The sequence below is a fragment of the Cellulomonas sp. zg-ZUI22 genome, assembly GCF_017353535.1.
Taxonomy (GTDB): domain Bacteria; phylum Actinomycetota; class Actinomycetes; order Actinomycetales; family Cellulomonadaceae; genus Cellulomonas; species Cellulomonas wangleii.
The window spans coordinates 1,556,421-1,580,110 of record NZ_JAFMUZ010000001.1 but is presented as its reverse complement, the minus strand read 5'-3'; the positions used below and the strand labels follow the sequence as shown (position 1 = coordinate 1,580,110).

At 75.4% G+C, this 23,690-nt stretch carries 21 protein-coding genes and 1 riboswitch; of the genes, 7 read left to right on the top strand and 14 right to left on the bottom strand.

Features of this window, described 5'->3' with window-relative positions; all coding sequences use genetic code 11:
- Positions 1–127: 127 nt before the first annotated feature.
- The gene (locus tag J1G43_RS07315) at positions 128–1,345 is read right to left on the bottom strand and encodes an NADP-dependent isocitrate dehydrogenase (RefSeq protein WP_207338948.1); all 1,218 of its coding nucleotides are present in this window, start codon (positions 1,343–1,345) and stop codon (positions 128–130) included.
- A gap of 245 nt (positions 1,346–1,590) precedes the next feature.
- Between J1G43_RS07315 and J1G43_RS07310 the strand changes: the two genes are divergently transcribed.
- The gene (locus J1G43_RS07310; RefSeq protein WP_242635224.1) at positions 1,591–2,754 is read left to right on the top strand and encodes an aquaporin; all 1,164 of its coding nucleotides are present in this window, start codon (positions 1,591–1,593) and stop codon (positions 2,752–2,754) included.
- A gap of 138 nt (positions 2,755–2,892) precedes the next feature.
- Here J1G43_RS07310 and J1G43_RS18990 read toward each other — a convergent pair whose 3' ends face one another.
- A complete protein-coding gene (locus J1G43_RS18990; protein WP_242635223.1) occupies positions 2,893–3,573 on the bottom strand; it encodes a hypothetical protein in 681 nt (226 codons plus the stop codon).
- A 129-nt stretch (positions 3,574–3,702) separates the two neighbouring features.
- On the opposite strand from J1G43_RS18990, the gene J1G43_RS07300 reads away from it, so the two are divergent.
- Positions 3,703–4,977 (top strand): NAD(P)/FAD-dependent oxidoreductase, encoded by a 1,275-nt coding sequence (locus J1G43_RS07300; RefSeq protein ID WP_207338949.1) that lies wholly within the window; start codon positions 3,703–3,705, stop codon positions 4,975–4,977.
- A gap of 75 nt (positions 4,978–5,052) precedes the next feature.
- Here the strand turns inward: J1G43_RS07300 and purH are convergent, their stop codons facing one another.
- The gene (gene purH, locus J1G43_RS07295) at positions 5,053–6,687 is read right to left on the bottom strand and encodes a bifunctional phosphoribosylaminoimidazolecarboxamide formyltransferase/IMP cyclohydrolase (protein WP_207338950.1); all 1,635 of its coding nucleotides are present in this window, start codon (positions 6,685–6,687) and stop codon (positions 5,053–5,055) included.
- A gap of 52 nt (positions 6,688–6,739) precedes the next feature.
- Positions 6,740–6,829: riboswitch (ZMP/ZTP riboswitch) on the bottom strand.
- A 55-nt stretch (positions 6,830–6,884) separates the two neighbouring features.
- Positions 6,885–7,544, bottom strand: coding sequence for a phosphoribosylglycinamide formyltransferase (gene purN / locus J1G43_RS07290; RefSeq protein ID WP_207338951.1), 660 nt, complete (start codon positions 7,542–7,544; stop codon positions 6,885–6,887).
- 72 nt (positions 7,545–7,616) lie between these two features.
- On the opposite strand from purN, the gene J1G43_RS07285 reads away from it, so the two are divergent.
- Positions 7,617–8,309 carry a hypothetical protein gene (locus tag J1G43_RS07285; RefSeq protein ID WP_207338952.1) on the top strand — a complete coding sequence of 231 codons (693 nt, stop codon included), beginning with the start codon at positions 7,617–7,619 and terminating at the stop codon, positions 8,307–8,309.
- An 18-nt stretch (positions 8,310–8,327) separates the two neighbouring features.
- On the opposite strand, the gene J1G43_RS07280 is transcribed toward J1G43_RS07285, so the two are convergent.
- From J1G43_RS07280 to sucC, 3 genes are all read right to left on the bottom strand, one after another.
- Positions 8,328–9,602 carry a DUF6350 family protein gene (locus J1G43_RS07280; RefSeq protein ID WP_249670582.1) on the bottom strand — a complete coding sequence of 425 codons (1,275 nt, stop codon included), beginning with the start codon at positions 9,600–9,602 and terminating at the stop codon, positions 8,328–8,330.
- Positions 9,603–9,881: 279 nt separating this feature from the next.
- Entirely contained in the window at positions 9,882–10,760 is an 879-nt protein-coding gene (sucD, locus tag J1G43_RS07275; RefSeq protein WP_207338953.1) for a succinate--CoA ligase subunit alpha, read from the bottom strand.
- A gap of 31 nt (positions 10,761–10,791) precedes the next feature.
- Entirely contained in the window at positions 10,792–11,973 is a 1,182-nt protein-coding gene (sucC, locus tag J1G43_RS07270; protein ID WP_207339841.1) for an ADP-forming succinate--CoA ligase subunit beta, read from the bottom strand.
- 208 nt (positions 11,974–12,181) lie between these two features.
- On the opposite strand from sucC, the gene J1G43_RS07265 reads away from it, so the two are divergent.
- Positions 12,182–12,850 (top strand): uridine kinase, encoded by a 669-nt coding sequence (locus tag J1G43_RS07265; protein ID WP_207378212.1) that lies wholly within the window; start codon positions 12,182–12,184, stop codon positions 12,848–12,850.
- A gap of 47 nt (positions 12,851–12,897) precedes the next feature.
- On the opposite strand, the gene J1G43_RS07260 is transcribed toward J1G43_RS07265, so the two are convergent.
- The 4 genes from J1G43_RS07260 to J1G43_RS07245 all read right to left on the bottom strand — a co-directional run bounded on the left by J1G43_RS07260 (position 12,898) and on the right by J1G43_RS07245 (position 18,223).
- A complete protein-coding gene (locus tag J1G43_RS07260) occupies positions 12,898–13,398 on the bottom strand; it encodes a hypothetical protein (protein ID WP_207338955.1) in 501 nt (166 codons plus the stop codon).
- Between the two features lie 185 nt (positions 13,399–13,583).
- Entirely contained in the window at positions 13,584–15,158 is a 1,575-nt protein-coding gene (locus J1G43_RS07255) for an OmpA family protein (protein ID WP_207338956.1), read from the bottom strand.
- Positions 15,159–15,244: 86 nt separating this feature from the next.
- Positions 15,245–17,818, bottom strand: a complete 2,574-nt coding sequence (gene pcrA / locus J1G43_RS07250) for a DNA helicase PcrA (protein WP_207338957.1) — start codon at positions 17,816–17,818, stop codon at positions 15,245–15,247.
- A 57-nt stretch (positions 17,819–17,875) separates the two neighbouring features.
- Entirely contained in the window at positions 17,876–18,223 is a 348-nt protein-coding gene (locus J1G43_RS07245) for a hypothetical protein (protein WP_207338958.1), read from the bottom strand.
- Positions 18,224–18,346: 123 nt separating this feature from the next.
- On the opposite strand from J1G43_RS07245, the gene J1G43_RS07240 reads away from it, so the two are divergent.
- A complete protein-coding gene (locus tag J1G43_RS07240; RefSeq protein WP_207338959.1) occupies positions 18,347–18,964 on the top strand; it encodes a hypothetical protein in 618 nt (205 codons plus the stop codon).
- A gap of 31 nt (positions 18,965–18,995) precedes the next feature.
- Here J1G43_RS07240 and J1G43_RS07235 read toward each other — a convergent pair whose 3' ends face one another.
- Both J1G43_RS07235 and J1G43_RS07230 read right to left on the bottom strand, forming a co-directional pair.
- On the bottom strand, positions 18,996–19,607 hold the full coding sequence (locus J1G43_RS07235) for a response regulator transcription factor (RefSeq protein WP_242635501.1): 612 nt from the start codon (positions 19,605–19,607) through the stop codon (positions 18,996–18,998).
- 38 nt (positions 19,608–19,645) lie between these two features.
- Positions 19,646–20,968 (bottom strand): ATP-binding protein, encoded by a 1,323-nt coding sequence (locus J1G43_RS07230; RefSeq protein WP_207338961.1) that lies wholly within the window; start codon positions 20,966–20,968, stop codon positions 19,646–19,648.
- Positions 20,969–21,116: 148 nt separating this feature from the next.
- Here J1G43_RS07230 and J1G43_RS07225 point away from each other — a divergent pair, with 148 nt between their 5' ends.
- Both J1G43_RS07225 and J1G43_RS07220 read left to right on the top strand, forming a co-directional pair.
- Positions 21,117–22,595: a PspC domain-containing protein gene (locus tag J1G43_RS07225; RefSeq protein WP_207378211.1), complete on the top strand. Its 1,479-nt coding sequence runs from the start codon at positions 21,117–21,119 to the stop codon at positions 22,593–22,595.
- On the top strand, positions 22,595–22,915 hold the full coding sequence (locus tag J1G43_RS07220; protein WP_207378210.1) for a hypothetical protein: 321 nt from the start codon (positions 22,595–22,597) through the stop codon (positions 22,913–22,915). Before J1G43_RS07225 ends, J1G43_RS07220 begins: the two co-directional genes overlap by 1 nt.
- A 146-nt stretch (positions 22,916–23,061) precedes the next feature.
- Here the strand turns inward: J1G43_RS07220 and J1G43_RS07215 are convergent, their stop codons facing one another.
- Positions 23,062–23,607 carry an aromatic ring-opening dioxygenase LigA gene (locus tag J1G43_RS07215; protein WP_374191787.1) on the bottom strand — a complete coding sequence of 182 codons (546 nt, stop codon included), beginning with the start codon at positions 23,605–23,607 and terminating at the stop codon, positions 23,062–23,064.
- Positions 23,608–23,690: the final 83 nt, after the last annotated feature.

Below are 23,690 nucleotides of genomic sequence, written 5' to 3'. Positions count from 1 at the left end.
TCCTTCGATCGGCCGACGGGCGGCGCGACACCCAAGGCGTCGACGCCTGCGTCGAACCTACCGGAGCGGCACGCACGACGGCGCCCTCCCCGGTGGGGAAGGCGCCGTCGTGGCGTGCGGCCGGGCGTCAGCCCAGGCGCGCGGCGAGGTTCTCGTCGAGCGCCGCGAGGAACTCCTCGGTCGTCAGCCACGGCTGCTCGGGGCCGACGAGCATCGCGAGGTCCTTCGTCATCTTGCCGCTCTCGACGGTCTTGATGACGACGTCCTCGAGCGTCTCGGCGAACTGCGTGACCTCGGGCGTGCCGTCCAGCTTGCCGCGGTGCTTCAGGCCACCGGTCCACGCGAAGATCGACGCGATCGGGTTGGTCGACGTCGGCTTGCCGGCCTGGTGCTGGCGGTAGTGGCGCGTGACGGTGCCGTGCGCCGCCTCGGCCTCGACGGTCTTGCCGTCCGGCGTCATGAGCACCGACGTCATCAGGCCCAGCGAGCCGAAGCCCTGCGCGACGGTGTCGGACTGGACGTCGCCGTCGTAGTTCTTGCACGCCCAGACGTAGCCGCCCTCCCACTTCATCGCGGCGGCGACCATGTCGTCGATCAGGCGGTGCTCGTACGTGAGGCCCGCGGCCTCGAACTTGTCCTTGTACTCGGTCTCGAACACCTCGGCGAAGATGTCCTTGAAGGCACCGTCGTACGCCTTGAGGATCGTGTTCTTCGTGGAGAGGTACACCGGGTACCCGCGCTGCAGGCCGTACGAGAACGAGGCGCGCGCGAAGTCGCGGATCGACTCGTTGAAGTTGTACATGCCCATCGCGACGCCGCCCGCCTCGGGCATCGTCACGACCTCGAACTGCTGGGGCTCGGAGCCGTCGGCCGGCTCGAACGTCATCGTGATCTTCCCGGCGCCGGGAACCTTGAAGTTCGTCGACTTGTACTGGTCGCCGTGGGCGTGACGGCCGATGATGATCGGCTTGTTCCAGCCCGGCACCAGCCGCGGGATGTTGGAGATGATGATCGGCTCGCGGAAGACGACGCCGCCGAGGATGTTGCGGATCGTGCCGTTGGGCGAGACCCACATCTTCTTCAGGCCGAACTCCTCGACGCGCGCCTCGTCCGGCGTGATCGTCGCGCACTTGACGCCGACGCCGTGCTCCTTGATGGCGTGCGCGGCGTCGATCGTGACCTGGTCGTCGGTGGCGTCCCGGTTCTGGATCGACAGGTCGTAGTAGCGCAGGTCGATGTCGAGGTACGGGTGGATCAGGCGGTCCTTGATGAACTGCCAGATGATGCGCGTCATCTCGTCGCCGTCGAGCTCGACGACCGGACCGACGACCTTGATCTTCGCCATGCGGGGGCCTGCCTCCTGTGCCGTGGGTGTGGCGGCAAGGTTACTCGACATCGAGAGACCTCGACGGCGACGGCGCGGCAGCCGTCCGCCCCGCGGCCCGCCCTGCGCGCCTGCGGCCCCGGCTGGCATGCTGGTCTTGCGTAGTTCGCCCCAGTGTCGCCCGTGCCACGCCCGTCCACCGGACGCAGCCCGACGGCATCGCGGCACCGACCGGTGGCCCGGCCACCTGACACGACAGGACCGACATGTCCCAGCAGAAGCCAGAGACACCCGACGGCACCCCGGAGCCCGGGGACACGACGGCCGCAGACGCCGCCCCGCAGCCGACGGCGAACGAGCCCGTCGAGGAGGTCGTCGTCGAGGAGGTCGTCGTCGAGGAGGTCGTCGTCGACGAGCCGGTCGACCGGCCCGCGACGGGCACCACGCCCGCCGCGGCCGCCGGACCTCCGGCGCCCGCCACGCCTCCCGCACCCGCCACCTCCCCCGCACCCGCCACGTCCCCCGCGCCGCCCGCTGCCACGGACGACGACGAGGACGACGACGACGACACGGGTGAGGAGTACGTCGTGCCCGCGGGGACGGTCGTCGCCGCCGCGCCCGGCCTGCCCGCACGGCTCGGCGCCGAGGCGTTCGGGACGTTCTTCCTCGTGCTGACCGGCGTCGGCATCGCGCTGTACGCGTCGTTCAGCAACGTCGGCGGCGGCCTCGGCGTGGCCCTCGGCTTCGGTGTCGCGGTCCTCGCCGGCATCGTCGCCGTCGGTCACGTCTCGGGCGGGCACTTCAACCCGGCCGTGACGCTCGGCGCCTGCCTCGCCGGCCGCACGCCCTTCCGCGACCTGCTGCCGTACTGGCTCGCGCAGGTCGTCGGCGGCGCGATCGCGGCCGCGGTGCTGTTCCTCACGGTCCCGGACACGCTCCCCGCCCTGCTCAGCCAGGGCGCCGAGGCGAGCACCCGCTCGTTCTTCAGCGGCACCGCCAACGGCTTCGGCGAGCACTCGCCGCTGGCCCTGCTGTCGAACGGCGGGGCGCAGTTCGGCCTCGTGGCCGCGCTCCTGGTCGAGGTCGTGGCCACCGCCGTGTTCGTCGGCGTGATCCTGGGCGCCACCGACCGGCGCGCCAACCGCCAGCACGTGCCGTTCGCCGTCGGCCTCACGCTGACGGTGATGCTGCTGCTCGCGACGCCCATCACCAACGGCTCGCTGAACCCCGCCCGCTCGCTGGCGACGGCGATCTTCTCCGACTCGTGGGCACTCGAGCAGGTCTGGCTCTTCTGGGTCGCGCCGCTGCTGGGTGCCGCCATCGCCGCTCTCGTGTACCGCGCGTTCGCGGCCGAGCCCGTCGAGGACTCCCTGTTCGGCGAGGACGAGCTCTACGTCGCCGACGAGGACGTGGTGGTCACGGAGCGCTGAGCCCGCGACGCGCACCAGGACGAGGCCCGGGGGCACCGCCCCCGGGCCTCGGCCGTCCCGCCGGACGACACGACCGGCGGTGCAGGCCGCGGGGTCGGCACGAGGCTGCGCGTCAGCCGGTCGGCACGAGGCTGCGCGTCAGCGCACCGGCACGATCTGCGCGAGCACCAGGAGCGCGAGCGCCCCGCTCACCAGGACGGCGACGTCGACGGGCTGCGAGCGCACCGTGACGGCGACGGGCGCGTCCTTCCCCGCACCGCGCACCACCGCGTAGCCCAGCAGCAGCACCGCCAGGACCCGCGTCCCGACCACCGCGTCGGTGAGGAAGGTGACGACGACGGCCACCGCGATGCCCGACAACGTCCACCACAGGGAGCGGTTGCGACCCGCCGCCAGCGACGCGCGCGCGATGCTGCGCGGATCGAGCGGACGCTCCTCCGGCGGGACCTCCGGCGCCTCGGGCGGCCCGTCGGGCACCGGCCCCGTCGACGTCCCGGCCGCGGCCGGCGCGGCGGCCGGCACCGGCGCGGGGGCCGGCGCCGGCGCGGGGGCCGTGGTCGGGGCGGGGACGGTGGCCGGGCGCACGGCGGCGCCGGGAGCCGCGCCGGAGGTCGCGAGCGGGGGGCCGACCGCCGGCTCGGACGCGGGGCGCCCGGTGCGCGGCGCCGCGACGTCGGGGCGGTCCCGCGCGTCGGGCCGCGCGTCGGGTCGTGCGTCGGGTCGTGTCGAGGGCGTCACGGGCCGCGTGGGCGGTACGGGGCGCGGGGGCCACACCGGCTCGGAGCGGCCGGGCGCGGGGGTGCGCGCGGGACCCGACATCCGTGCGCTCCCTCCGACGTCTGTCGCCGCCGGGCTGGGCCACGGCCCCGGCGACCCGCGGGCGGCGACCCGCGGGCGTGCGCGGTGTGGACCAGCGTACCGCTGCGGGCCCCTCGTTACGGTGATCCCGTGACGTCCGACCCGCAGCCCGCCCCCGGCTCCCCCGCCCCCGTCCCCCCCGACGTCCTCGTGGTCGGGGGCGGTCTGGCCGCGCTGCGGACGGTGGCCGCGCTGCGCGAGCACGGCTACGACGGCACGGTCCGCGTGCTGGGGTCCGAGGGGGTGGAGCCCTACGACCGTCCCCCGCTGTCGAAGCACCTGCTCGACCGACCGACCCCCGCGTGGCTCGCCGACGACCTGGGCCACGACCTGCACGCGCTCGCCGACGAGGTGCACCTGGACCGGCCCGCGCGGTCCCTGCGGGCCGCGGACGGCGGCGGCGCCGTCGTCACGACCGACCGCGGCGACGTGGCCGCCGCGTGCGTGGTGCTGGCGACCGGCGCCCACGCGGTGACCGTGCCGGGGTGGCGGGCCCGCACGCTGCACACGGCCGCCGACGCCGACGCGCTGCGGACGGCGCTCGGCGCGCCGGCGCGCCGGCTCGTGGTCGTCGGCGCGGGCTGGATCGGCGCGGAGGTGGCCGGGGTGGCCGCGGCCGCGGGGCACGCCGTCACGGTGCTCGAGGCGCGACCCGCCCCGCTCACGGCGGCGCTCGGCGACCACGTGGGCGGGCTGACCGTGCCGTGGTACGCCGCCGCGGGCGTCGACCTGCGCACCGGTGTGCAGGTCGCCGGCGTCGACGACCGGTCGGTGCACCTGGCGGACGGCACCCACGTGCCGGCGGACGCGGTGCTGGTCGCCGTCGGTGCGCGCCCCGCCACGCAGTGGCTCACCGGCGCGGTCCCGCTGCGGGGCGGCGCGGTGCCGGTCGACGAGTCGTACCGGGTGCTCGGGGCGTCGGGCCCGCTGCCGGGGCTGCACGCCGTGGGCGACGTCGCCGTCCGCCGGTCCCGTCGCCACGGCTGGGTGGCCGGCGGGCACTGGGACGAGGCGCTGCACGGGCCGGACGTGCTGGTGCGCCGGCTGCTGGGCGTCCCGGTCGCGGGACCCGAGGCGACCCCGTACGTCTTCTCGACGCAGCTGGGGCACGACCTCACCCTGTTCGGTCTGCCGGGTGGCGACGACACCGTGACGATCCTGGGTGATCCCGCCGCGGACGGCTGGACCGCCCTGTGGCACCGCGACGACACCGTGACCGGCGTGCTCGTGGTCGACCGACCCCGGGACGTGGGGGCGGCCCGGCGCCTCCTGGCGCGCGACGACCTGCCCCGCGTGGCGCTGCCCGACGCCGCGGCGCTGCCCGACGACCTGCGCACCCTGCTGCGGGCGGTCCCCGCGACCTGACCACCGGCCGCACGGGGGCGGGGCGACCCGGCGCCGCCCGCCCGCCGTGCGGTGGACGAGCGGCGCCCGTGCGGGTCAGTGGGCGAAGTGCCGGGTGCCCGTGAGGTAGAGCGTCACACCGGCCGCCCGCGCTGCCGCGACGACCTCCTCGTCACGCACGGAGCCTCCCGGCTGCACGACGGCGCGCACCCCGGCGTCGAGCAGCACCTGCAGGCCGTCCGCGAACGGGAAGAACGCGTCGGACGCCGCGACGGCGCCCCGCGCCCGCTCGACGTCACCGGCGTTGGCGCGCTCGACGGCCAGGCGGCACGAGTCGACGCGGTTGACCTGCCCCATCCCGACCCCGACGGACGCCCCGTCGCGGGCCAGCAGGATCGCGTTGGACTTCACCGCGCGCACCGCGCGCCAGGCGAACGCGAGGTCCGCGAGCGTGGCCTCGTCGGCGGCCTCCCCGGCGGCCAGCGTCCAGGCGGCCGGGTCGTCGCCGGGCGCGTCGACCCGGTCGACCGACTGCACCAGCAGCCCTCCGGACACGGCGCGCGTCTCGACCGCGGCCGACGGCGGGGTGTCGACCACCAGCAGGCGCAGGTTCTTCTTCCGCGTGAGGACCTCGAGGGCGTCGTCGTCGAAGCCCGGGGCGACGACGACCTCGGTGAACACCGGCGCGATCTGCTCGGCCGCGGCCCGCGTCACCTGCCGGTTGCTGGCGATGACGCCGCCGAACGCCGACACCGGGTCGCACGCGTGGGCCCGGGCGTGGGCGTCCGCCACGTCGGTGCCCACGGCGATCCCGCAGGGGTTGGCGTGCTTGACGATCGCGACGGTCGGGACGTCACCCTGGTCGTGGGCGGCCCGCCAGGCCGCGTCCGCGTCGACGTAGTTGTTGTAGCTCATGGCCTTGCCGTGCAGCCGCCGCGCCTGGGCCAGCCCGGCGGGGCCGTGGCCGGTCGTGTAGAGCGCGGCACGCTGGTGCGGGTTCTCGCCGTAGCGCAGCACGTCGGCGCGGTCCCAGGTCGCACCGAGCCACGCGGGGAACCCGGTCGCGACGCCGTCGACCTCGTCGGTCGTCGTCGCGACGCTGCCCATCCAGGAGGCCACCGCGACGTCGTACGTCGCCGTGTGCACGAAGGCCCGGGCCGCCAGGCGGGTGCGCTCCGCGAGGGTGAAGCCGCCGGCCGCGACCGCGGCGACGACGTCCGGGTAGCGCGCGGGCTCGACCACGACCGCGACGCTCGGGTGGTTCTTCGCGGCGGCGCGCACCATCGAGGGGCCGCCGATGTCGATCTGCTCGACGCACTCGTCGACACCGGCGCCGGAGGCCACGGTCTGCGTGAAGGGGTACAGGTTGACCACCACGAGCTCGAAGGCGGCGACGCCGAGCTCGTCGAGCTGGGCGAGGTGCTCCGGGCGGCGCGTGTCGGCGAGGATCCCGGCGTGCACGCGCGGGTGCAGCGTCTTGACACGGCCGTCAAGGCACTCGGGGAAGCCCGTGAGGTCCTCGACCCGCGTCACCGGGACGCCGGCCGCGGCGACCGTGGCCGCCGTCGACCCGGTCGACACCAGCTCGACGCCCGCGGCGTGCAGGGCGGTGGCGAGCTCGACCAGACCCGTCTTGTCGTAGACGGACAGCAGCGCCCGGCGCACCGGCCGGCGGGTCTCCCCCGCGGTCGGGTCGGCGACGGGGGCGAGGGGGGTGGTGTCGTGCGGCATGGCAGGGACCTTCCTGGGTCGGTCGGTGGTCCGGACGGACCTCGAGCAAAGACCCAGGCACCCAGGCGGGCGGTGCACGGACAGGGGTGGTGCTCGGTCGCTCCCCGGTGGTCCTCCACCCGCGCCAGTCACGACCGCGGCCCACTCTAGCGGCGCCCCGGCCACACGGAGCGACCGCGGTGGGCGTCCCTGCCGGGTCAGCCGCCCAGGACCACGCGGCGCCCCTCGACGCGCAGGCCGCCGCGCGCGATGCGCCCGACCACGTCCACCAGGAGCCTCCGCTCGACGACCTTGATCCGCTCGTGCAGCGTCTCCTCGTCGTCGTCGTCGGCCACCGGCACCGCCTCCTGCGCGACGATCGGGCCCGCGTCGACCCCGTCGTCCACGACGATCACCGAGCAGCCGCTGATCTTCACCCCGTACGCGAGCGCGTCGCGCACGCCGTGCGCGCCGGGGAACGCGGGCAGCAGGGCGGGGTGGGTGTTGACGGTCCGGCCGCCGAACCGGTCGAGGAACGCCGCCCCCACGAGCTTCATGAACCCGGCCAGCACGACCGTGTCCGGGGTGAACACCGCGACGGCCTCCGTGAGCGCACGGTCCCAGGACGCACGGTCGGGGAAGTCCGGCAGCGCCACGACCGCGGTCGGCACCCCCGCCGCGCGGGCGCGGTCGAGCGCGGCCGCGCCCGGGCGGTCGCTGACCACGCCGACCACGCGTGCGCCGTACGCCGGGTCGGCGTGCGCGTCGAGGAGCGCGGCGAGGTTGGACCCGGCACCGGAGACGAGCACCACGAGGCGGTGTGCCGCCGTGACCGGGGGCGTGGGCGGGACGGGGCCGGGCTGCGCGGAGGACGTCACGCGCCGCAACCTACCCGGCGGCACCGGCGCCCGGACGCACGTCCACCCCGTGACGTGCGGGAGAATGGCGGCATGGGCAACCCCTGGGCACCGCCGGAGCGGTCGACGACGCCGGACCACGCGACGCAGGACCCTGCGGCGGCGGGGCAGCCGGCGCAGGACCCGACGGCGGGGCAGCCGGCCCCCACGCACCAGCCCCGGGCTGCGCACGGAGCCGGCCTGCCGGGCGGCCCGGCGACGCCGGACCCCGCCGCACCCGGTGGGCCGTGGGCCCCGCACCCGGGCGCGCCCGTCCCCGCCGAGCCGCCGCACGGCACCGCACCGCACGGCACCCCTCCGCACGGCACCCCGCCGGACCCCGCAGGCGTGGCGCGCGCCACGCGCACCGCCGCCTGGAGCGCCGCTGCGCTGCTGGTCGCGGTGCTGCTGACCGGTTCGCCGTACCCGGGCATGCTCGCCGCACCGCTCGCCTCGGTCGCGGGTCTCGTGCTCGCGATCCTGGCCGTCGTCCGCGCGGCCGGTGCCCACGGACGCGGGCCGGTCATCGCGCTGCCGGTGGTGCTGCTCGTCGCGGCGCTCGGCTGGACCGTCATCAGCTCCGCCAGCCTGCTGTACGTGGGGGCGGCGCGCGACTACCAGCAGTGCGAGGCCGCCGCGCTGACGCAGCAGGCGCAGCGCGCGTGCGCGCAGCAGCTGGAGGAGGACATGAGCGAGCGGCTCGGGTCGATGGCGGGCCTGGTCGACGGCGGCCGCGCGCGCCCCTGAGGCGCGCTCGGTCCGCGCTCAGTCCTCCGCGCGGGCGCGTCCGACCCGCCGGCGCTCGCGCCGGTCGCGCACCGCGGCGCGCACCGCACCGTCGCTCGGTACGGCCGCCACCGCGGCGCCCAGCCCGCAGCCCGCCGCAGCGAGCAGACCCACCAGCAGCGGCTGCGCGCCGACCTGCGCCATGCGACCCGGCCCCGCGGCACCGCTCGCGGCCTCGACCAGCAGCGCCACGAGCACGCCGACCGTCACGGCGGTGACCCCGACGGCGACGAGGACGTCGCGGGCGCGCACCGACGCCAGCCACCGGTGCACGGCGAGGCCCGCCAGCGCGCCGACACCGAGGAGCAGGGCCGGCGCAGCGAGTGCCACACCGCCCTGCACGTCCGGCAGGGCGCCCAGCAGCGGCAGGGCCGGCAGCGGTCCACCGACCACCTCCCCCGGCGAGAACCGGGTCCCGGCGCCGACCTCGAAGCCCGGTCCCGCCACCCACGCGAGCGCCCACACCACGAGGTTCGGAACGAACGAGAGCTCGGCCAGGCCCAGGACGACCCCACCGATCGCGTCGAGGGACAGCCCGCGCACGACGTCGACGATGGTGGCATAGCCCGCGAGCACCCACAGCGTCGTCAGGACGGCGGCCACGGTCAGGGACGCCGCCACGGCGAGCAGCCCTGCGCGCAGCCCCACGACCACCGGGGCCGTCAGCCGCTCGGTCAGCGGCGCGACCAGCGTGCGCCACGGCGGTGCCTCCGGGCGCCGCAGCAGGCCCGCCCCGATGCCGGGCACGGCGACGAGCAGGCCGCCGAGCACCGCGCGCAGCGCACCGAGGGCGTCCGCGCCGGAGACGAGCCCGACCACGCCCGCCAGCAGACCGTAGGCGCCGACGGACGCGACCAACCCGACGCGCGTGGCGAGACCGGACCGCCGCGCGGAGGCGTAGCAGGTGAACAGGGCGAGCATCGTCAGGCCCAGCGGCACCACCGACACGACCGCGCCGTCCAGCACCGCAGGCACCCCGTGCGCGAGGAGCCACAGGTGCGTCGCGACCGCGACGGCGCGCGTCCAGGCGACGTCGGCGTTGGCAGGGTCGGCGGAGGTCGCCACGAAGACGGCGACCGCGGGCACGGCGAGCGTCAGCAGGGACAGCGCCGCGGCCTGCGCCGCCGTCAGCGCACCGACCGCCCAGCGGGGCGCCCCGTCGATCGCCGACGTGAAGAAGGTCGGACGCGGGTCGTCCTGCAGGACGCGGCGCGCGCGACCCGTGACGGGCACAGGACCGGTCGGGGTGGGCACCCGTCCATGGTCGCGGGTGCCCCCGGCGCGTCGCCGGACCCGGGCCCGGCGCGTCGCCGTCGACGAGCCGGTGCGGTGCCGTCGGCGAGCCGGTGCGGTGCCGTCGGCCCGTCGGCGCGGCACCGTCGGCGAGCCGGCGAGGCGTCTCGACTGCGCGGCGCTCCCCCGGACGTCGCCGCGCCGACCCGCGTCCCGACGACCCGCGTCCCACGGGCCGCTCCCGGACGCGCCGCGGCCCCGGTCCGTGGGACCGGGGCCGCGGGGACGGACGTCGTCGCGTCAGGCGCTGAGGATCTCGCGCGCCAGCGCGGCCGTCTCGGACGGGGTCTTCCCGACCTTGACGCCCGCGGCCTCGAGGGCCTCCTTCTTGGCCTGCGCCGTGCCCGACGAGCCGGAGACGATGGCGCCGGCGTGGCCCATGGTCTTGCCCTCGGGCGCGGTGAAGCCGGCGACGTAGCCCACGACGGGCTTGGTGACGTGCTCGGCGATGTACGCCGCCGCCCGCTCCTCGGCGTCGCCACCGATCTCGCCGATCATGACGATGAGCTCGGTCTCGGGGTCGGCCTCGAACGCGGCGAGCGCGTCGATGTGCGTCGTGCCGATGATCGGGTCGCCGCCGATGCCGATGGCGGTGGAGAACCCGAAGTCCCGCAGCTCGTACATCATCTGGTAGGTCAGCGTGCCGGACTTCGACACCAGCCCGACCTTGCCCGGGCCCGTGATGTCGGCGGGGATGATGCCCACGTTGGACTTGCCGGGGCTGATGAGGCCGGGGCAGTTGGGTCCGATGAGCCGGACGCCCTTCTCCTGGGCGTAGGAGAAGAACTCGGCCGTGTCCGCCACCGGGACGCCCTCGGTGATGATGACGACGAGCGGCACACCGGCGTCGACGGCCTCGATGACCGCCGCCTTGGTGTGCGCCGGCGGCACGAAGATGACGGAGACGTCGGCGCCGGTCTTGTCGACGGCCTCGACGACGGACCCGAACACCGGGACGTCGACGTCACCGAACGTGACCGTGGTGCCGGCCTTGCGGGGGTTCACCCCGCCGACCACGTCGGTGCCGGACGCGAGCATGCGGGTCGTGTGCTTCTGGCCCTCGGAGCCCGTCATGCCCTGGACGATGATCTTGGAGTCCTCGGTCAGGAAGATCGCCATGTGAAGTCTGCTTCTCTCTGCGTCGGGGGTCTCAGGCGGCGGCGTGCGCCAGGCGGGCGGCCGTGTCGGCGCCGCCGTCCATCGTGTCGGCCAGGGTGACCAGGGGGTGGCCCGCCTCCGCGAGGATGCGACGACCCTCGACCACGTTGTTGCCGTCCAGGCGGACGACCAGCGGCTTGGACGCCTCGTCCCCGAGGATCTCCAGCGCCGCGACGATGCCGTTGGCGACCGCGTCGCACGCCGTGATGCCGCCGAAGACGTTGACGAACACGGACTTGACCTGGGGGTCCGTGAGGATGATGTCCAGGCCCGCGGCCATGACCTCGGCCGAGGCGCCACCGCCGATGTCGAGGAAGTTGGCGGGCTTGACCCCGCCGTGCGCCTCGCCGGCGTACGCGACGACGTCCAGGGTGCTCATGACGAGCCCCGCGCCGTTGCCGATGATGCCGACCTCGCCGTCGAGCTTGACGTAGTTGAGGTCCTTCTCCTTGGCCTTCGCCTCACGCGGGTCCGCGGCGGCCTTGTCCTCGAGCGCCGCGTGGTCCGGGTGCCGGAAGCCCGCGTTCGCGTCGAGGGTGACCTTGCCGTCGAGCGCGACGACGTCGCCGTCCTCGGTGAGGACCAGCGGGTTGACCTCGACGAGCGTCGCGTCCTCCTCGCGGTACACCGTCCACAGCGTCTGCAGGACGTCCGCGACCTTGCCCGCGATCTCGGGGGCGAACCCGGCGGCGGCGACGATCTCGTCGGCCTTGGCCTGGTCGATGCCGGCGCGCGGGTCGACGGCGACCTTGGCGAGCGCCTCGGGACGCTCGACCGCGAGCTGCTCGATGTCCATGCCGCCCTCGACCGAGCACATCGCCAGGTAGCGGCGCTCGGCGCGGTCCAGCAGCAGCGAGAAGTAGAACTCCTGGGCGATCCTCGCGCCCGCCGCGATCATCACGCGGTGCACGGTGTGGCCCTTGATGTCCATGCCGAGGATCTCGCCGGCCTTCTCGGCGGCCTCGTCGGCCGACCGCGCGAGCTTCACGCCGCCCGCCTTGCCGCGCCCGCCGGTCTTCACCTGGGCCTTGACGACCACCACGCCGCCCTCGGGCGGCAGCAGCTGCTCGGCCGCCGCGCGCGCCTCCTCGGGCGTCGTGGCGACGATGCCGCCGAGCACGGGCACGCCGTGCTTCTCGAAGATGTCACGTGCCTGGTACTCGAACAGGTCCACCTGGTCCGGTTTCCTCTCGTCGACCGCGCGCAGCGACCTCGGTGCGGCCGCATCGCCCGGACGCATGCTATCGCCGGGACCGAGGTCCCTCGACATCAAGAGACTGTGGCCGGGCTCACCTTCTCAGCGGACCGTCCGCGGCGAGCCCGATCCCGGACCGCGCGGGCGACCGCCCCGTCCATCGCGCCCGGCCGGTACCGTCCGCCCCGTGACCGACGAGCGCAGCCGGGTGCTGCACCGCGTGGCGACGGCCGTGCCGGACGCGCACCGCCTCGGACGCCCGGTGCGGGTGGGCGTGGACGGCGTGGACGGCGTGGGCAAGACGACGTTCGCCGACGACCTCGCGGACCTGCTGCGCGCGGACGGCCGCGAGGTGCTGCGGGCGTCCGTCGACGGGTTCCACCGGCCGGCCGACGAGCGCTACCGCCGCGGACGCACCAGTCCCGAGGGGTTCTTCCTCGACTCGTACGACCTCGACGCCTTTCGGCGCATGCTGCTCGACCCGCTGGCACCAGGCCGCACGGGCCTGCGGCGGGTCCGGACGGCGGTGCGCGACGTCGTCACCGACACGGCCCTCGAGACCCCCTGGCGCGACGTCACCGACACGACGGTCGCCGTGGTCGACGGCGTCTTCCTGCAGCGCGGCGAGCTCGTGGACGCGTGGGACCTGCGGGTGTGGCTCGACGCGCCGTTCGAGGCGACGTACGCGCGCATGGCGGCGCGCGACGGCTGCCCGCCGGACCCCGCGCACCCCGCGAATGCGCGGTACCGCGAAGGTCAGCTGCTCTACCTGGCGGCGTGCCGCCCGGTCGAGCGCGCGCACGTGGTGCTCGACCACACCGACCCGAGCCGACCGCGGGTGGTACGAGGGGCCTGACGGTGACGGCGCCCGTCACGGACGGGCGACCCTCTGCGGGCACGCCCTCAGACGTCGCCACCCTCCCACGGGTAGCCGTGCCGCACGAAGGCCGCGCGCACCGCGTCCTTCGGCCCCTCGACGTCGTCGGCGAACAGCTCGCGGCCCTGCGCGCTCTCGACCACGACCTTCGACCCGCGCCGGTGGACGCCGTCGACCTGGTCGCGCCGGATGACCCGCTCGACCTGACCTCGGCGCACGACCTCGACCTGCGCGTCGCTGAGGACCAGCACGGCGGTGCCGGTGACGACCCACGCGGCGAGCAGCAGCCCGAGGACGGCGCCGAGCAGGGGACGTCCCCAGACGAGCCAGCTCCCGTCGAACGAGGCGAGAAGGCGCAACGGCCCCTGGAACGGCACCCACGGCAGCCCCGCCGCCCACCCCGCGAGCAGGGGCAGCAGCAGCCCGAGCGCCGCTCCCGCGGCCGCGAGCAGCCCGGCGACGAACCACCGCCCCTCGGTGTCGAAGCCACCCACCCGCGTCTCGCCGTTCGCGCTCTCCGTGACCACGAGCACACCGTAGCGGCGTGACCCGACCGTCGGGAGCGGCGGTCCGGGACGACACCCACCGGGTCGCCGGGACCCACCGCCCCGCCGCTGAGCGCCTCCGTCGCGGGCACGCCGGTCGCGAGCGGTTCGTCCTCGACCCGTACGCCCGCCCTGCACGGGTGGCACGACGCGGAGCCGGTCCGCGGTCAGCCGTCGACGACGGGCACGTCGGTGAGCCGGAAGGGCGCACGGCCGGCGACCTGCACGCCGGCGATGCTGCCGTGGAACCGGGGGGCGACGTCGACCGTGACGGTGTCGGTCCCGGGGTCGGGCCAGACCACGGTGACCAGCCGCGTCTCGCCGGGGTCGATGCTGTTGACGATCCGGTCGGACAACGGCTCGCGCTCGTCGTCCTGCGGGTCGGTGCGGTAGTCGACGGGGTACAGGCGCGTGCCACCGGAGACGAGCGTGACGTTGGTGGGTGCGGTCTGCAGCTGCGGGTCGAACGACCCGCGCGAGTCCCACGCGCCGACCGAGAGGGAGCCCAGGGACAGGTCGGCGGCGCCGGTGTTCGTGACCTCGAGACCACCGACGACGTAGCGCCCGACCCGGCGGACCTGCTCGAGCCGCACGTCGAAGGCGTCGTCGCCGGCCACGGAGACGCCGGTCGGACCAGGGGCGACCGGGCCCTGGGGGTCCGGCAGCGACCCGACGGCCTCGACGACCTCCTCCGGCTCCGGCCCGCCCGAGGTCTCGAGCACCAGCTCCACGCGCCGGTTCAGGGCACGCTCGGCCTCACCGCTGCCCGCCACGGCCGGCTGCGTCTCCCCCCGCCCCTCGACGGCGACGTCGAATGCGGCCAGGTCCGCGAGCCCGGCCACGCGCGCCGCGACCGTCGCCGCGCGGCGCTGCGAGAGGTCGAGGTTGTACGCCTCGTCGCCCTGGTCGTCGGTGTGACCGACGACCGTGAGCCTGCCGCCGTCGTGCCCCGCGACCTGCGCGGCCGCGGCCTGCAGGACGCCGTCGGCGTCGGGGGCGAGCTGGTCGGAGTCGAACGCGAAGAGCACGTCTGACGACACCGCGACCTCGAGGCGCTCGGTGCTCTGCCGCGACCGCACCTGGCCGCCCAGCACCTCGGTGTACGCCTCGAGCGTGAACGCGTCCTGCTGGACCGGAGCCCCCTCGACCAGCTCGGACGGCGGGACGGTGAGCACGCCGGCGTGGTCGGCGCTGACGACCGGGACCCCGGGGACCCACCCGGCGGCGGGCAGCAGCACGTCGACCGTCGCCGCGTCGGGCACGGGGAACGCGACGTAGAGGATCACGACGTCGTCGCCGGCGGCCTCGTCGGCCGCGTCGGTCGCGGGCCCGCCCGGGGTGCCGTTGCGCGTCATGACGACCCTGTCGTCGTCGGTGCGCAGCGCCCGCGTCACGGTCCCGGCGTCCAGGTCGACCACCCGGACCCCGTTGGGGCCCGGGCTGCCGATGCTCTCGAACACGAAGGAGAACGCGGACATCAGCGTCGGGTACGTCGCGCTCGCCGCGAGCCTGAGCACCGCCGCGTCGTCGTGCACGGCCAGCGGCCCGACCTGGAGGTCGACGGTCTCACCGTCCAGCACGGTCTCGACGACGACCGGCTCGACCGGCTCGACCGGTGCAGCCGCGGTGGCGGTCGCGCTCGGGGTCCCCGCCGGCACCGGCACGGCGCCTCCCCCGGTGCAGGCGGTCAGTGCCACCACCGCACCGACGGCCACCGCCAGAGCGGTCCTGGTCCTGCTCACGCGCGTGCTCCCGTCCTCGGCGTCCCGGCGGGACACGGTAGCGGACGGCGCGCACCTGCCCGCCCGGGACGGGCACGGGCCACCCGTCAGAGCTTGGTGACCGGGGAGTACCGCAGCAGCAGCCGCTTCTCGCCGTTCGAGCCGAAGTCGATCTTCGCGACGGCGTTCTGCCCGGCGCCCTCGAGCGCGACCACCGTGCCCAGCCCGTAGGAGTCGTGCGTGACCTTGTCGCCGACGGCGAGGTCCGGGACGGAGGCCCGCGGCGTCGCCGAGCCGAACGACGCACCCGTGCGGGGCAGCGGCTCGCGCTTCTCGCTGCGCACCGGGCCGCTGCTCGACCCCGACGAGCCGCGCTCACCCCACGAGGACGCGCCGCGCGACCCGCCGCCGGAGCCGAAGCCCGAGCCCCACCCGCCGCGCAGCCGCGACGTCGAGGACTCCCGGCGCCGCCAGTCGACGAGGTCCTCGGGGATGTCGTCGAGGAACCGGCTGGGCGGGAACTCGTTGGGCACGCCCCACGCGGTGCGCACCGCGGCGCGCGACACGTACAGCCGCTGCCGGGCACGCGTCAGCCCGACGTACGCCAGGCGCCGCTCCTCCGCGAGCTGGTCCGGGTCGGCCAGCGACCGCATGTGCGGGAACGTGCCGTCCTCCATGCCGGTGAGGAAGACGACGGGGAACTCGAGGCCCTTGGCGGTGTGCAGCGTCATGAGCGTCACCACGCCGGCGTCGCGCGCGGCTGCGGCGGTGGCCTCGTCGTCGACGCCGTCCGGCACGGGGATCTGGTCGGAGTCCGCCACGAGGGACACGCGCTCGAGGAAGTCCGTGAGGTCGCCCTCGGGGTCGGACTCCTCGAACTCCGCGGCCACGGCGTGCAGCTCCGCGAGGTTGTCGACGCGCGAGCCGTCCTGCGGGTCATCGCTGCCGCGCAGGGTCGTCAGGTAGCCGCTGCGGTCGAGCGCGGCCCCCAGCACCTGCGCGGGGCCGGCGCCGGACGCGGCGAGGTCGCGCAGCTCGTCGAGCATCGCGGCGAACGCGCGCAGCCCGGTCAGGGCGCGGGTGCCCAGGCCCGGCACCTCGTCGAGTCGTGCCAGCGCAGCACCGAACGAGATGCGCTCCCGCTCGGCGAACGCCGCGACCATCGCCTCCGAGCGCTCCCCCAGCCCACGCTTGGGCTCGTTGAGGATGCGGCGGGTGCTGACGTCGTCGTCGGGGTTGGCCACGGCGCGCAGGTAGGCGATCGCGTCCTTGATCTCCTTGCGCTCGTAGAAGCGCGTGCCGCCGACGACCTTGTACGGCAGGCCGACGCGGACCAGCACCTCCTCGAGGGCACGCGACTGCGCGTTCGCCCGGTAGAAGATCGCCACGTCGCCGGGGCGCACACCCTCGGTGTCGCCCAAGCGGTCGATCTCCTCGGCGACGAACCGCGCCTCCTCGTGCTCAGTGTCCGCGACGTACGCGACGATCTGCGGCCCGGCGCCCGAGTCGGTCCACAGGCGCTTGGCCTGCCGGCCGGAGTTCTTGCTGATGACCGCGTTGGCGGCCGACAGGATCGTCTGCGTCGAGCGGTAGTTCTGCTCGAGCAGGATCGTCGTGGCGTCCGGGTAGTCCTCCTCGAACTCCATGATGTTGCGGATCGAGGCGCCGCGGAACGCGTAGATCGACTGGTCCGCGTCGCCGACGACCGTCAGCTCGCCGCGCTCGACGCCGCCCTCGGCCGGCGCGCCCACGCCCGCGAGCTCGCGCACCAGGACGTACTGCGCGTGGTTGGTGTCCTGGTACTCGTCGACCAGGATGTGCCGGAACCGGCGCCGGTAGTGCTCGGCCACCTGCGGGAACGCCTGCAGCAGGTGCACGGTGCGCATGATGAGGTCGTCGAAGTCCAGGGCGTTGGCCTGCTGCAGCCGCTGCTGGTACCGCGTGTAGACCTGCGCGAGGACGGTGTCGAACTCGTCCGCGCGGCCACCGCCGTTGCTCGCGGCGAACGCGTCGGGGTCGACCAGCTCGTCCTTGAGCGCGGAGATCTTGTGGCCCAGCGCCTTCGCCGGGTACCTCTTCGGGTCGAGCTCCAGCTCACGTGCCACGAGCGTGAGCAGGCGCTGGGAGTCGGCCTGGTCGTAGATCGAGAAGCTCGTACGCAGCCCCAGCGTCGCGGCCTCGCGACGCAGGATCCGCACGCACGCCGAGTGGAACGTCGAGACCCACATGCGCTGCGCGGACGGCCCGACCAGGTGCTCGACGCGCTCGCGCATCTCGGCCGCGGCCTTGTTGGTGAAGGTGATCGCGAGGATCTCCCCCGCCCGCGCCCGGTGGGTCGCGAGCAGGTGCGCGATGCGGTGCGTGAGCACGCGCGTCTTGCCCGAGCCGGCGCCGGCGACGATGAGCAGCGGGCCACCCGCGTGCAGCACGGCGGCGCGCTGCTGCGGGTTGAGGCCGTCGAGCAGCGCGGCGGCGCGCTGCTCGTCGACGGCGGCGTCGTGCCGCGCCGCGGCGTTCAGGCGGGCCCGGTCGTCCTCGGCGGCGGGGTCCCGCTCGTCGTCCCGCGGGGGGACGACCAGCGGCAGACCGGACGACTCACCGGCGTGCGAGCGCGCGACGGCGGCGCGCGCGGCCGGGGCTCCGGGGACGGGCAGGGCGAGGCTCTCGAACAACGACGTCATGGCACCTCCCAGCCTAGGCGCCACCGCCGACATCCCCGCCCCGCGACGTGGGGCGCGTCAGCGCCAGAGGACGGCGATCGCGACGTTGAGGGCCGTCAGGCCCACGATCCCCCCGAGGTACCCGCGCGTGACGAGCTCGGGGCGGCGGCGACCGACGACGATCATCGCCGTCACCGCGAGCGCGACGACGAGCTTGACCGCGATCTTCGCGTTGTCGGGCTCGTGGCCCGCGACGCCCGACGACGCGAGCCCGACCAGCAGGATGCCGGTGACCAGCGCGGTGAGCACCCCGTGGAAGGCGCCCGGGTTCAGGGTCACGCCCTTCATCCCCGCGAGCACGCCGCCGAACACCATCGCCCACCCGAGCAGGTGGAGCACCACAAGAATCCCGTACACCGTGTCCATGGCCCCATGGTAGGCGATCTGACGTCGTGTCAGATCACCTCCCGGGACGGGTCCGCCCTGCGCGTCCGTCCCGGCCGGTAGCCTCACGCGCACACGCACACCGACGCGCGCGGAGGAACCCGGATGACCGACCTGCAACGCCACCCGGCCGCGGCGCTCGACGTCCCGGCCCTGGTCGCCCGCGCACGCGCCGCCGCGGGTCCCGACGGCCGCCTGCCCGTCGGCGACGTCGTCACCTGGGACACCTTCCCGTTCGAGGCGGACGGCGTGTGGCTGCGCGAGCTCGACGACCCGGTGGTCCCCGAGCCGCCGCGGCACGACGAGGACGCGCAGACCTGCTCGCGCTGCGCCCGCCCCGACGAGCGCTTCGCCTGGACGGACGACGCGTGGCGGCTCAGCGCACCCGACACGGTCAGCGTCCCGTCGGTGATCCTCGACCGACGCGCGCACGGCGACCTGGGCGACCTCGACGACGAGGCCGCCGCCGATCTCGGTCGGATGATCGTCCGCGTGGAGCGCGCGCTGGCCGCCGTGCCGGGCGTCGGGCGGGTGCACGTGCAGCGCTGGGGTGACGGCAACGGGCACCTGCACGTGTTCTTCTCCGCACGCCCCGAGGGCATGCTCCAGCTGCGCGGTCTCGTCATGCCGCTGTGGACGCTCCACCTGCCGGCGCTGCCCGACGACGAGTGGGCCGCGATCGTGGCGTCCGTCGTCGCACGGCTCGACGCCGGGCGCGCCTGAGGTCCACCTCGGGAGGCGGGCGGCGCGCGACTCAGAGCAGCCGGCGCGCCGCCGCCCACCGGGTCAGCTCGTTGCGGTTCGACAGCTGCAGCTTGCGCAGCACCGCCGAGACGTGCGTCTCCACCGTCTTGACCGAGATGAACAGCTCGCCGGCGACCTCGCGGTACGTGTACCCGCGGGCGATGAGCCGCATGACCTCGCGCTCGCGCGCCGAGAGCCGGTCGAGCTCGTCGTCACCCGTGGCGATGTCACCCGCCGCCGCACCGAAGGCGTCGAGCACGAACCCGGCCAGGCGCGGGGAGAACACCGCGTCCCCGCCGGCCACCCGCACGACCGCGTCGGACAGCGCCTGCGGGTCGATGTTCTTGGTGACGTAGCCGCGCGCGCCCACGCGGATGACCGCGACGACGTCCTCCGCCGCGTCCGACACGGACAGCGCGAGGAAGCGCGTGCCCGGCACGTCGACGCACCGCCGCACGACCTCCGCACCGCCACCCCCGTCGCCGCCCGGCAGGTGGACGTCGAGCAGCACCACGGGCGGGCGCAGGTCGTGCACCACCTGCACGGCGGAGTCCACGTCGGCCGCCTCGCCCACCACGTGCACCCGGGCGTCGAGCGACGCCTTCACGCCCGCACGGAACATGTGGTGGTCGTCGACCAGCACCACGTCGACCGGTTCGCTCACGCCTCGTCCTCCTCGTCCTCGCCCCTGCTGGACCCGCCGCCACCCACGGGCATGCACAGGTGCACCTCGGTGCCCCGTGCCGGGCTGCTGGTCACGCGTGCGGTGCCGCCGCGGCGCCGCACCCGCCCCATGATCGACTCCCGGACGCCGAACCTGTCGGCCCCGACGTCCTCCGGGTCGAAGCCGTCGCCGCGGTCGCGCACGAACACCTCGACCGCGTCCGGCCCGACCTCGAGGTACAGCGAGACGGGCGGCCGCCCGTGCACCACCGCGTTCACCAGCGCCTCGCGCGTGGCCTGCAGCAGCGCCAGGGTGTCCGGGTCCGGCACGCGGTCCCCCACGACGACCACGTCGACCGCCACGGGCTCCCCGCTCGGGCCGGACCGCGAGTCCTCGACCTCGGCCACGACGGCACGCAGCGCCCCGACCAGCGACGTCCCGGGCTCGTGACGGTCGTCGTACAGCCACTCGCGCAGCTCGCGCTCCTGCGCACGGGCCATGCGGGCCACCTCCGCCGGCTCGTCCGCCCGCGCGCGGATGAGCGCGAGGGTCTGCAGCACCGAGTCGTGCAGGTGCGCGGCGATGTCGGCCCGCTCCGCCTCACGTGCCCGCGCGGCCCGCTCGTCGCCCAGCTCGCGCACCAGCCGCACCCACCAGGGCGCCATGACCAGCCCCACACCCAGCAGCACCGCGAGCGCGGCCACGCCGGACTGCAGCAGCAGCACCGGCTCGACGCCCTGCCCCACGGCCTGCCCCGCGACGAGCAGGACCCCGGCTGCCGCGAGCAGCCCGCCGCCGATCAGCCGCAGCACGCTGATCCGACGCCCGTCCGGGCGCTCCCGCTGCACGGCGTCGAGCTGGCTCCAGGCGAGCGCGACGCCGACCAGCACGACGAGCACGGGCAGGGCCCACGCCGCGTCGATGTCGGCGCCGAGCCGCATCGCCACCATCACGGCGGCGGCGAGGACCAGCAGCGCGCCGAGCGCGAGCTCCGCCCACGGCACACGACGGCCGTCGGAGCGCAGGGGCTGCCGTCGCGCCAGGCGCTGCAGCGCGCTCGGACGCGCCGCGGCGGCCACCGCGGCCGGGTCACCCTCGGGCACCGTGATCCACCAGAAGACGTAGGCCGCCAGGCCGGCACCGGCCGCCGGGACGAGCGCGACGAGGGTGATGCGCACCAGCGCGACGGGCACGTCGAGGTGCGCGGCCAGCCCGGTCGCGACGCCGGCGAACCACCGGCCCTGCTCCGGGCGGCGCAGGGGCAGGCGGACGCGCGCGGGCGCGGCGGTCTGCGGCGGGGCGCCGGGTGGAGGGGTCACGCCCCGATCGTCACACGTCCGCGCACCTCACGGACCCATCCGCGCGCAGGATCAGGGGTGGCCGCGACGAATCCGGGGTCCGGGCCAGGGTCGGGTCAGGGACGGTCCCCGATGCGGCGGCACGGGACGCCGCGGCAGGCTCGGTGCCATGGACACGCAGACTCCCGCCGGCGGCGACGCCGGCACGCCGGGCCCGGCGCCCGGACCAGGTACCGGACCGCACCACGGACCGACACACCCGCCCGCGCACCAGGGCTTCTGGGCCGGGGTCCGCCGCACGGGCCTGCGCCGTTCCGACGAGCGCTGGCTCGGCGGCGTCGCCGGCGGACTGGCCGAGCGGGTCGGCGTCGACCCGCTGGTGGTGCGCGGCCTGTTCGCGGTCACGTTCCTCGTCGGCGGCCTGGGCCTGGTCCTGTACGGGGTGGCCTGGGCGCTGCTCCCGGACGACCGCGACGACCGCATCCTGCTGGAGCGGATGGGCGCCGGCGACGCGGACGGCGCCCTGCTCGGGGCCCTCGCGTTCGTCGTCGTCGGCTTCGCCCGCGGCGACGGCTGGTGGTGGTTCTGGGACGGCGGCAGCCCGCTCGGCGGTGCCGTGTGGCTCGCGTGCGTCGTCGGTCTGACCGTCCTCGTGGTCACGGCGGTGCAGCGCCACCAGCGCGGCACGGCACCCTGGCAGCACGGCGACGGGCGGCAGGGCTGGCCCGTCCCGTCCGCGGGACCCCCGTCCACCCCGCCGGGCGCCGCGCCCTACGGCACGCCCTACGGCACACCCACCGGCACAGCGGCAGCGGGCACACCGGCCGCGGCCGCGTGGGCGCAGACCTCGACGGCACCCCTGCCGACGAGCTCCCCGCAGGACGGCGCGCCCGCGCAGTGCGCACCCGTCCCCCCGTACGCCGTCGCGGGCCACCGCCCGCCGGGCCCCCCGTTCGCGGGCAGTCCGCCGGTCGCCCCGCGTCCCCCCCAGCGCGGTGCGGACGGTGCGACGGTCGGCGCGGTCGTCGGCCTGAGCGTGGTCGGCCTGGGGGTCCTGCTGCTGGCCGAGCGGATCGGCGCCTTCGACGGGCCCGTCTGGCTCACCGCCGGGGGCATCGCCCTGGTGCTCGCCGGGCTGGGCATCGTCTCGCTGGCGGCGCGCGGCCGCAGCAGCGGCTTCATCGGCTTCCTCGCCGTCGTCGGCCTGCTGGTGGCGGTCCCTGCGGCCCTGGCGCAGCAGTCCGACTGGGCCGACGTCGCCCGCGGCTGGGAGAACCGGGGACGCGACGTCACGGTGACCAGCCGGGCGGTCGCGGCGAACGGGTTCGAGCTGAACGCCGGACGCTCCCGCATCGACCTCACGGCCGTCCCGATCGACCCCGACGAGGTGCTGCGGGTGCCGATCAACGTGGGCACCGGGCAGCTGACCGTGATCGTGCCCCGGGACGCCGCCGTGCGGGCCCACGTCGACCACGCCATCGGGTCGGTGCGCTGGGAGATGGACGACGACATGCACGAGCAGAGCGGCGTCGGGCTCGGCGACCTCCTGTACGAGGACGACGACGCGGCCGCGGGCTCGCCGGACCTGGTGCTCGACATCGACGGAGGGGTCGGGCAGATCCGCATCATCGACGAGGGGAACGCATGATGAGCGACGACGTGACCGCCGACGACGCCACGGGACAGGGCACCAACGGACAGGGCACCAACGGACAGGGCACCCACGGACAGGGCACCACCCGGCCGGGCACGACGCCGGACCCGGAGCGGGGGCACCGTCCCCCGGTCCGGGTGGGCGGCGTGGTGTGGGGGCTCATCGTGGTGCTGGTCGGCGCCGGCGTCCTGCTGGTCGCCGCCGGCTACACGATCGACGTCCAGCTCGCCGTGATCGTGCTGCTCATCGCCGCGGGGGTGGGACTGATCGTGGGACCCGTGATCCAGGGCCTGCGCCGCGGCCGCACGCCGTAGCACCGTCCCGGGGCCCGGCCTGGAGGGGGCGGTGTCCCGGGACGCGCGAAGGGCCGGTACCCCTGAGGGGTACCGGCCCTTCGCGTCTGCCGTGCGGTCCGCTCGCCGGACCGCGCGGTGCGCGACCCGTGGAGGAAGCGGGTCGATCAGACCCGCTCGACGGCCGGCGTCGCGACGGCGGGCGCCTCGACACGGACGGCGATGCGGCGCAGGGCCTCACCGGTGATGATGAAGACGACGCCCAGGCCGAAGACCAGGAGGCCGACGCCGAAGGCCACGACCGAGGTGAACAGCGAGGCCCGCAGGAAGGAGCCGTTCATGACGGACGCACGGGCCGGGTCCTCCTTGTCGAGCTCGGCGTAGGTCTTGCCGCCCGAGCCGGCGAGCGCGTGCTTGTTGATGATGTCGGCCTGGGCCCAGGCCTCCCACGGCGTGTCGACGGTCTCGCCGCCGAACGCCGCGGCGTCCTCGGAGACGGTGATCTGCTCGGCGCGCAGGTTGGTGGACACCGCGATCCAGGTGCCGGTGCCGGCGACGGCGAAGACGGCGCCGAAGACGATGACGATGATCGCCAGAAGCTTGATGTGGGCGGGCTTCGACTGGACTGCTGCTGCGTTGGACATCTCGATCTCCCCGATCGTCTCTGTTCCCCCACGGGACCGGATGTCCGGCCCGGTGAGCCATCTGCTCACAGGAACAGCGTCGTCCCAGGTGAGCCCCGCTCGGTGGGACTCTGGTCCCGCCCGCGCACTAGGGTACTCACCCGTACGAGTGA

What these genes read in the sequence shown, in the direction of transcription:
- pcrA (WP_207338957.1), bottom strand. Translation starts at nt 17,818, where the DNA reads ATGACGTCGTTGTTCGAGAGCCTCGCCCTGCCCGTCCCCGGAGCCCCG.
- J1G43_RS07245 (WP_207338958.1), bottom strand. Translation starts at nt 18,223, where the DNA reads ATGGACACGGTGTACGGGATTCTTGTGGTGCTCCACCTGCTCGGGTGG.
- J1G43_RS18990 (WP_242635223.1), bottom strand. Translation starts at nt 3,573, where the DNA reads ATGTCGGGTCCCGCGCGCACCCCCGCGCCCGGCCGCTCCGAGCCGGTG.
- J1G43_RS07225 (WP_207378211.1), top strand. Translation starts at nt 21,117, where the DNA reads ATGGACACGCAGACTCCCGCCGGCGGCGACGCCGGCACGCCGGGCCCG.
- J1G43_RS07285 (WP_207338952.1), top strand. Translation starts at nt 7,617, where the DNA reads ATGGGCAACCCCTGGGCACCGCCGGAGCGGTCGACGACGCCGGACCAC.
- J1G43_RS07220 (WP_207378210.1), top strand. Translation starts at nt 22,595, where the DNA reads ATGAGCGACGACGTGACCGCCGACGACGCCACGGGACAGGGCACCAAC.
- J1G43_RS07235 (WP_242635501.1), bottom strand. Translation starts at nt 19,607, where the DNA reads ATGTTCCGTGCGGGCGTGAAGGCGTCGCTCGACGCCCGGGTGCACGTG.
- J1G43_RS07310 (WP_242635224.1), top strand. Translation starts at nt 1,591, where the DNA reads ATGTCCCAGCAGAAGCCAGAGACACCCGACGGCACCCCGGAGCCCGGG.
- J1G43_RS07240 (WP_207338959.1), top strand. Translation starts at nt 18,347, where the DNA reads ATGACCGACCTGCAACGCCACCCGGCCGCGGCGCTCGACGTCCCGGCC.
- purH (WP_207338950.1), bottom strand. Translation starts at nt 6,687, where the DNA reads ATGCCGCACGACACCACCCCCCTCGCCCCCGTCGCCGACCCGACCGCG.
- sucD (WP_207338953.1), bottom strand. Translation starts at nt 10,760, where the DNA reads ATGGCGATCTTCCTGACCGAGGACTCCAAGATCATCGTCCAGGGCATG.
- J1G43_RS07315 (WP_207338948.1), bottom strand. Translation starts at nt 1,345, where the DNA reads ATGGCGAAGATCAAGGTCGTCGGTCCGGTCGTCGAGCTCGACGGCGAC.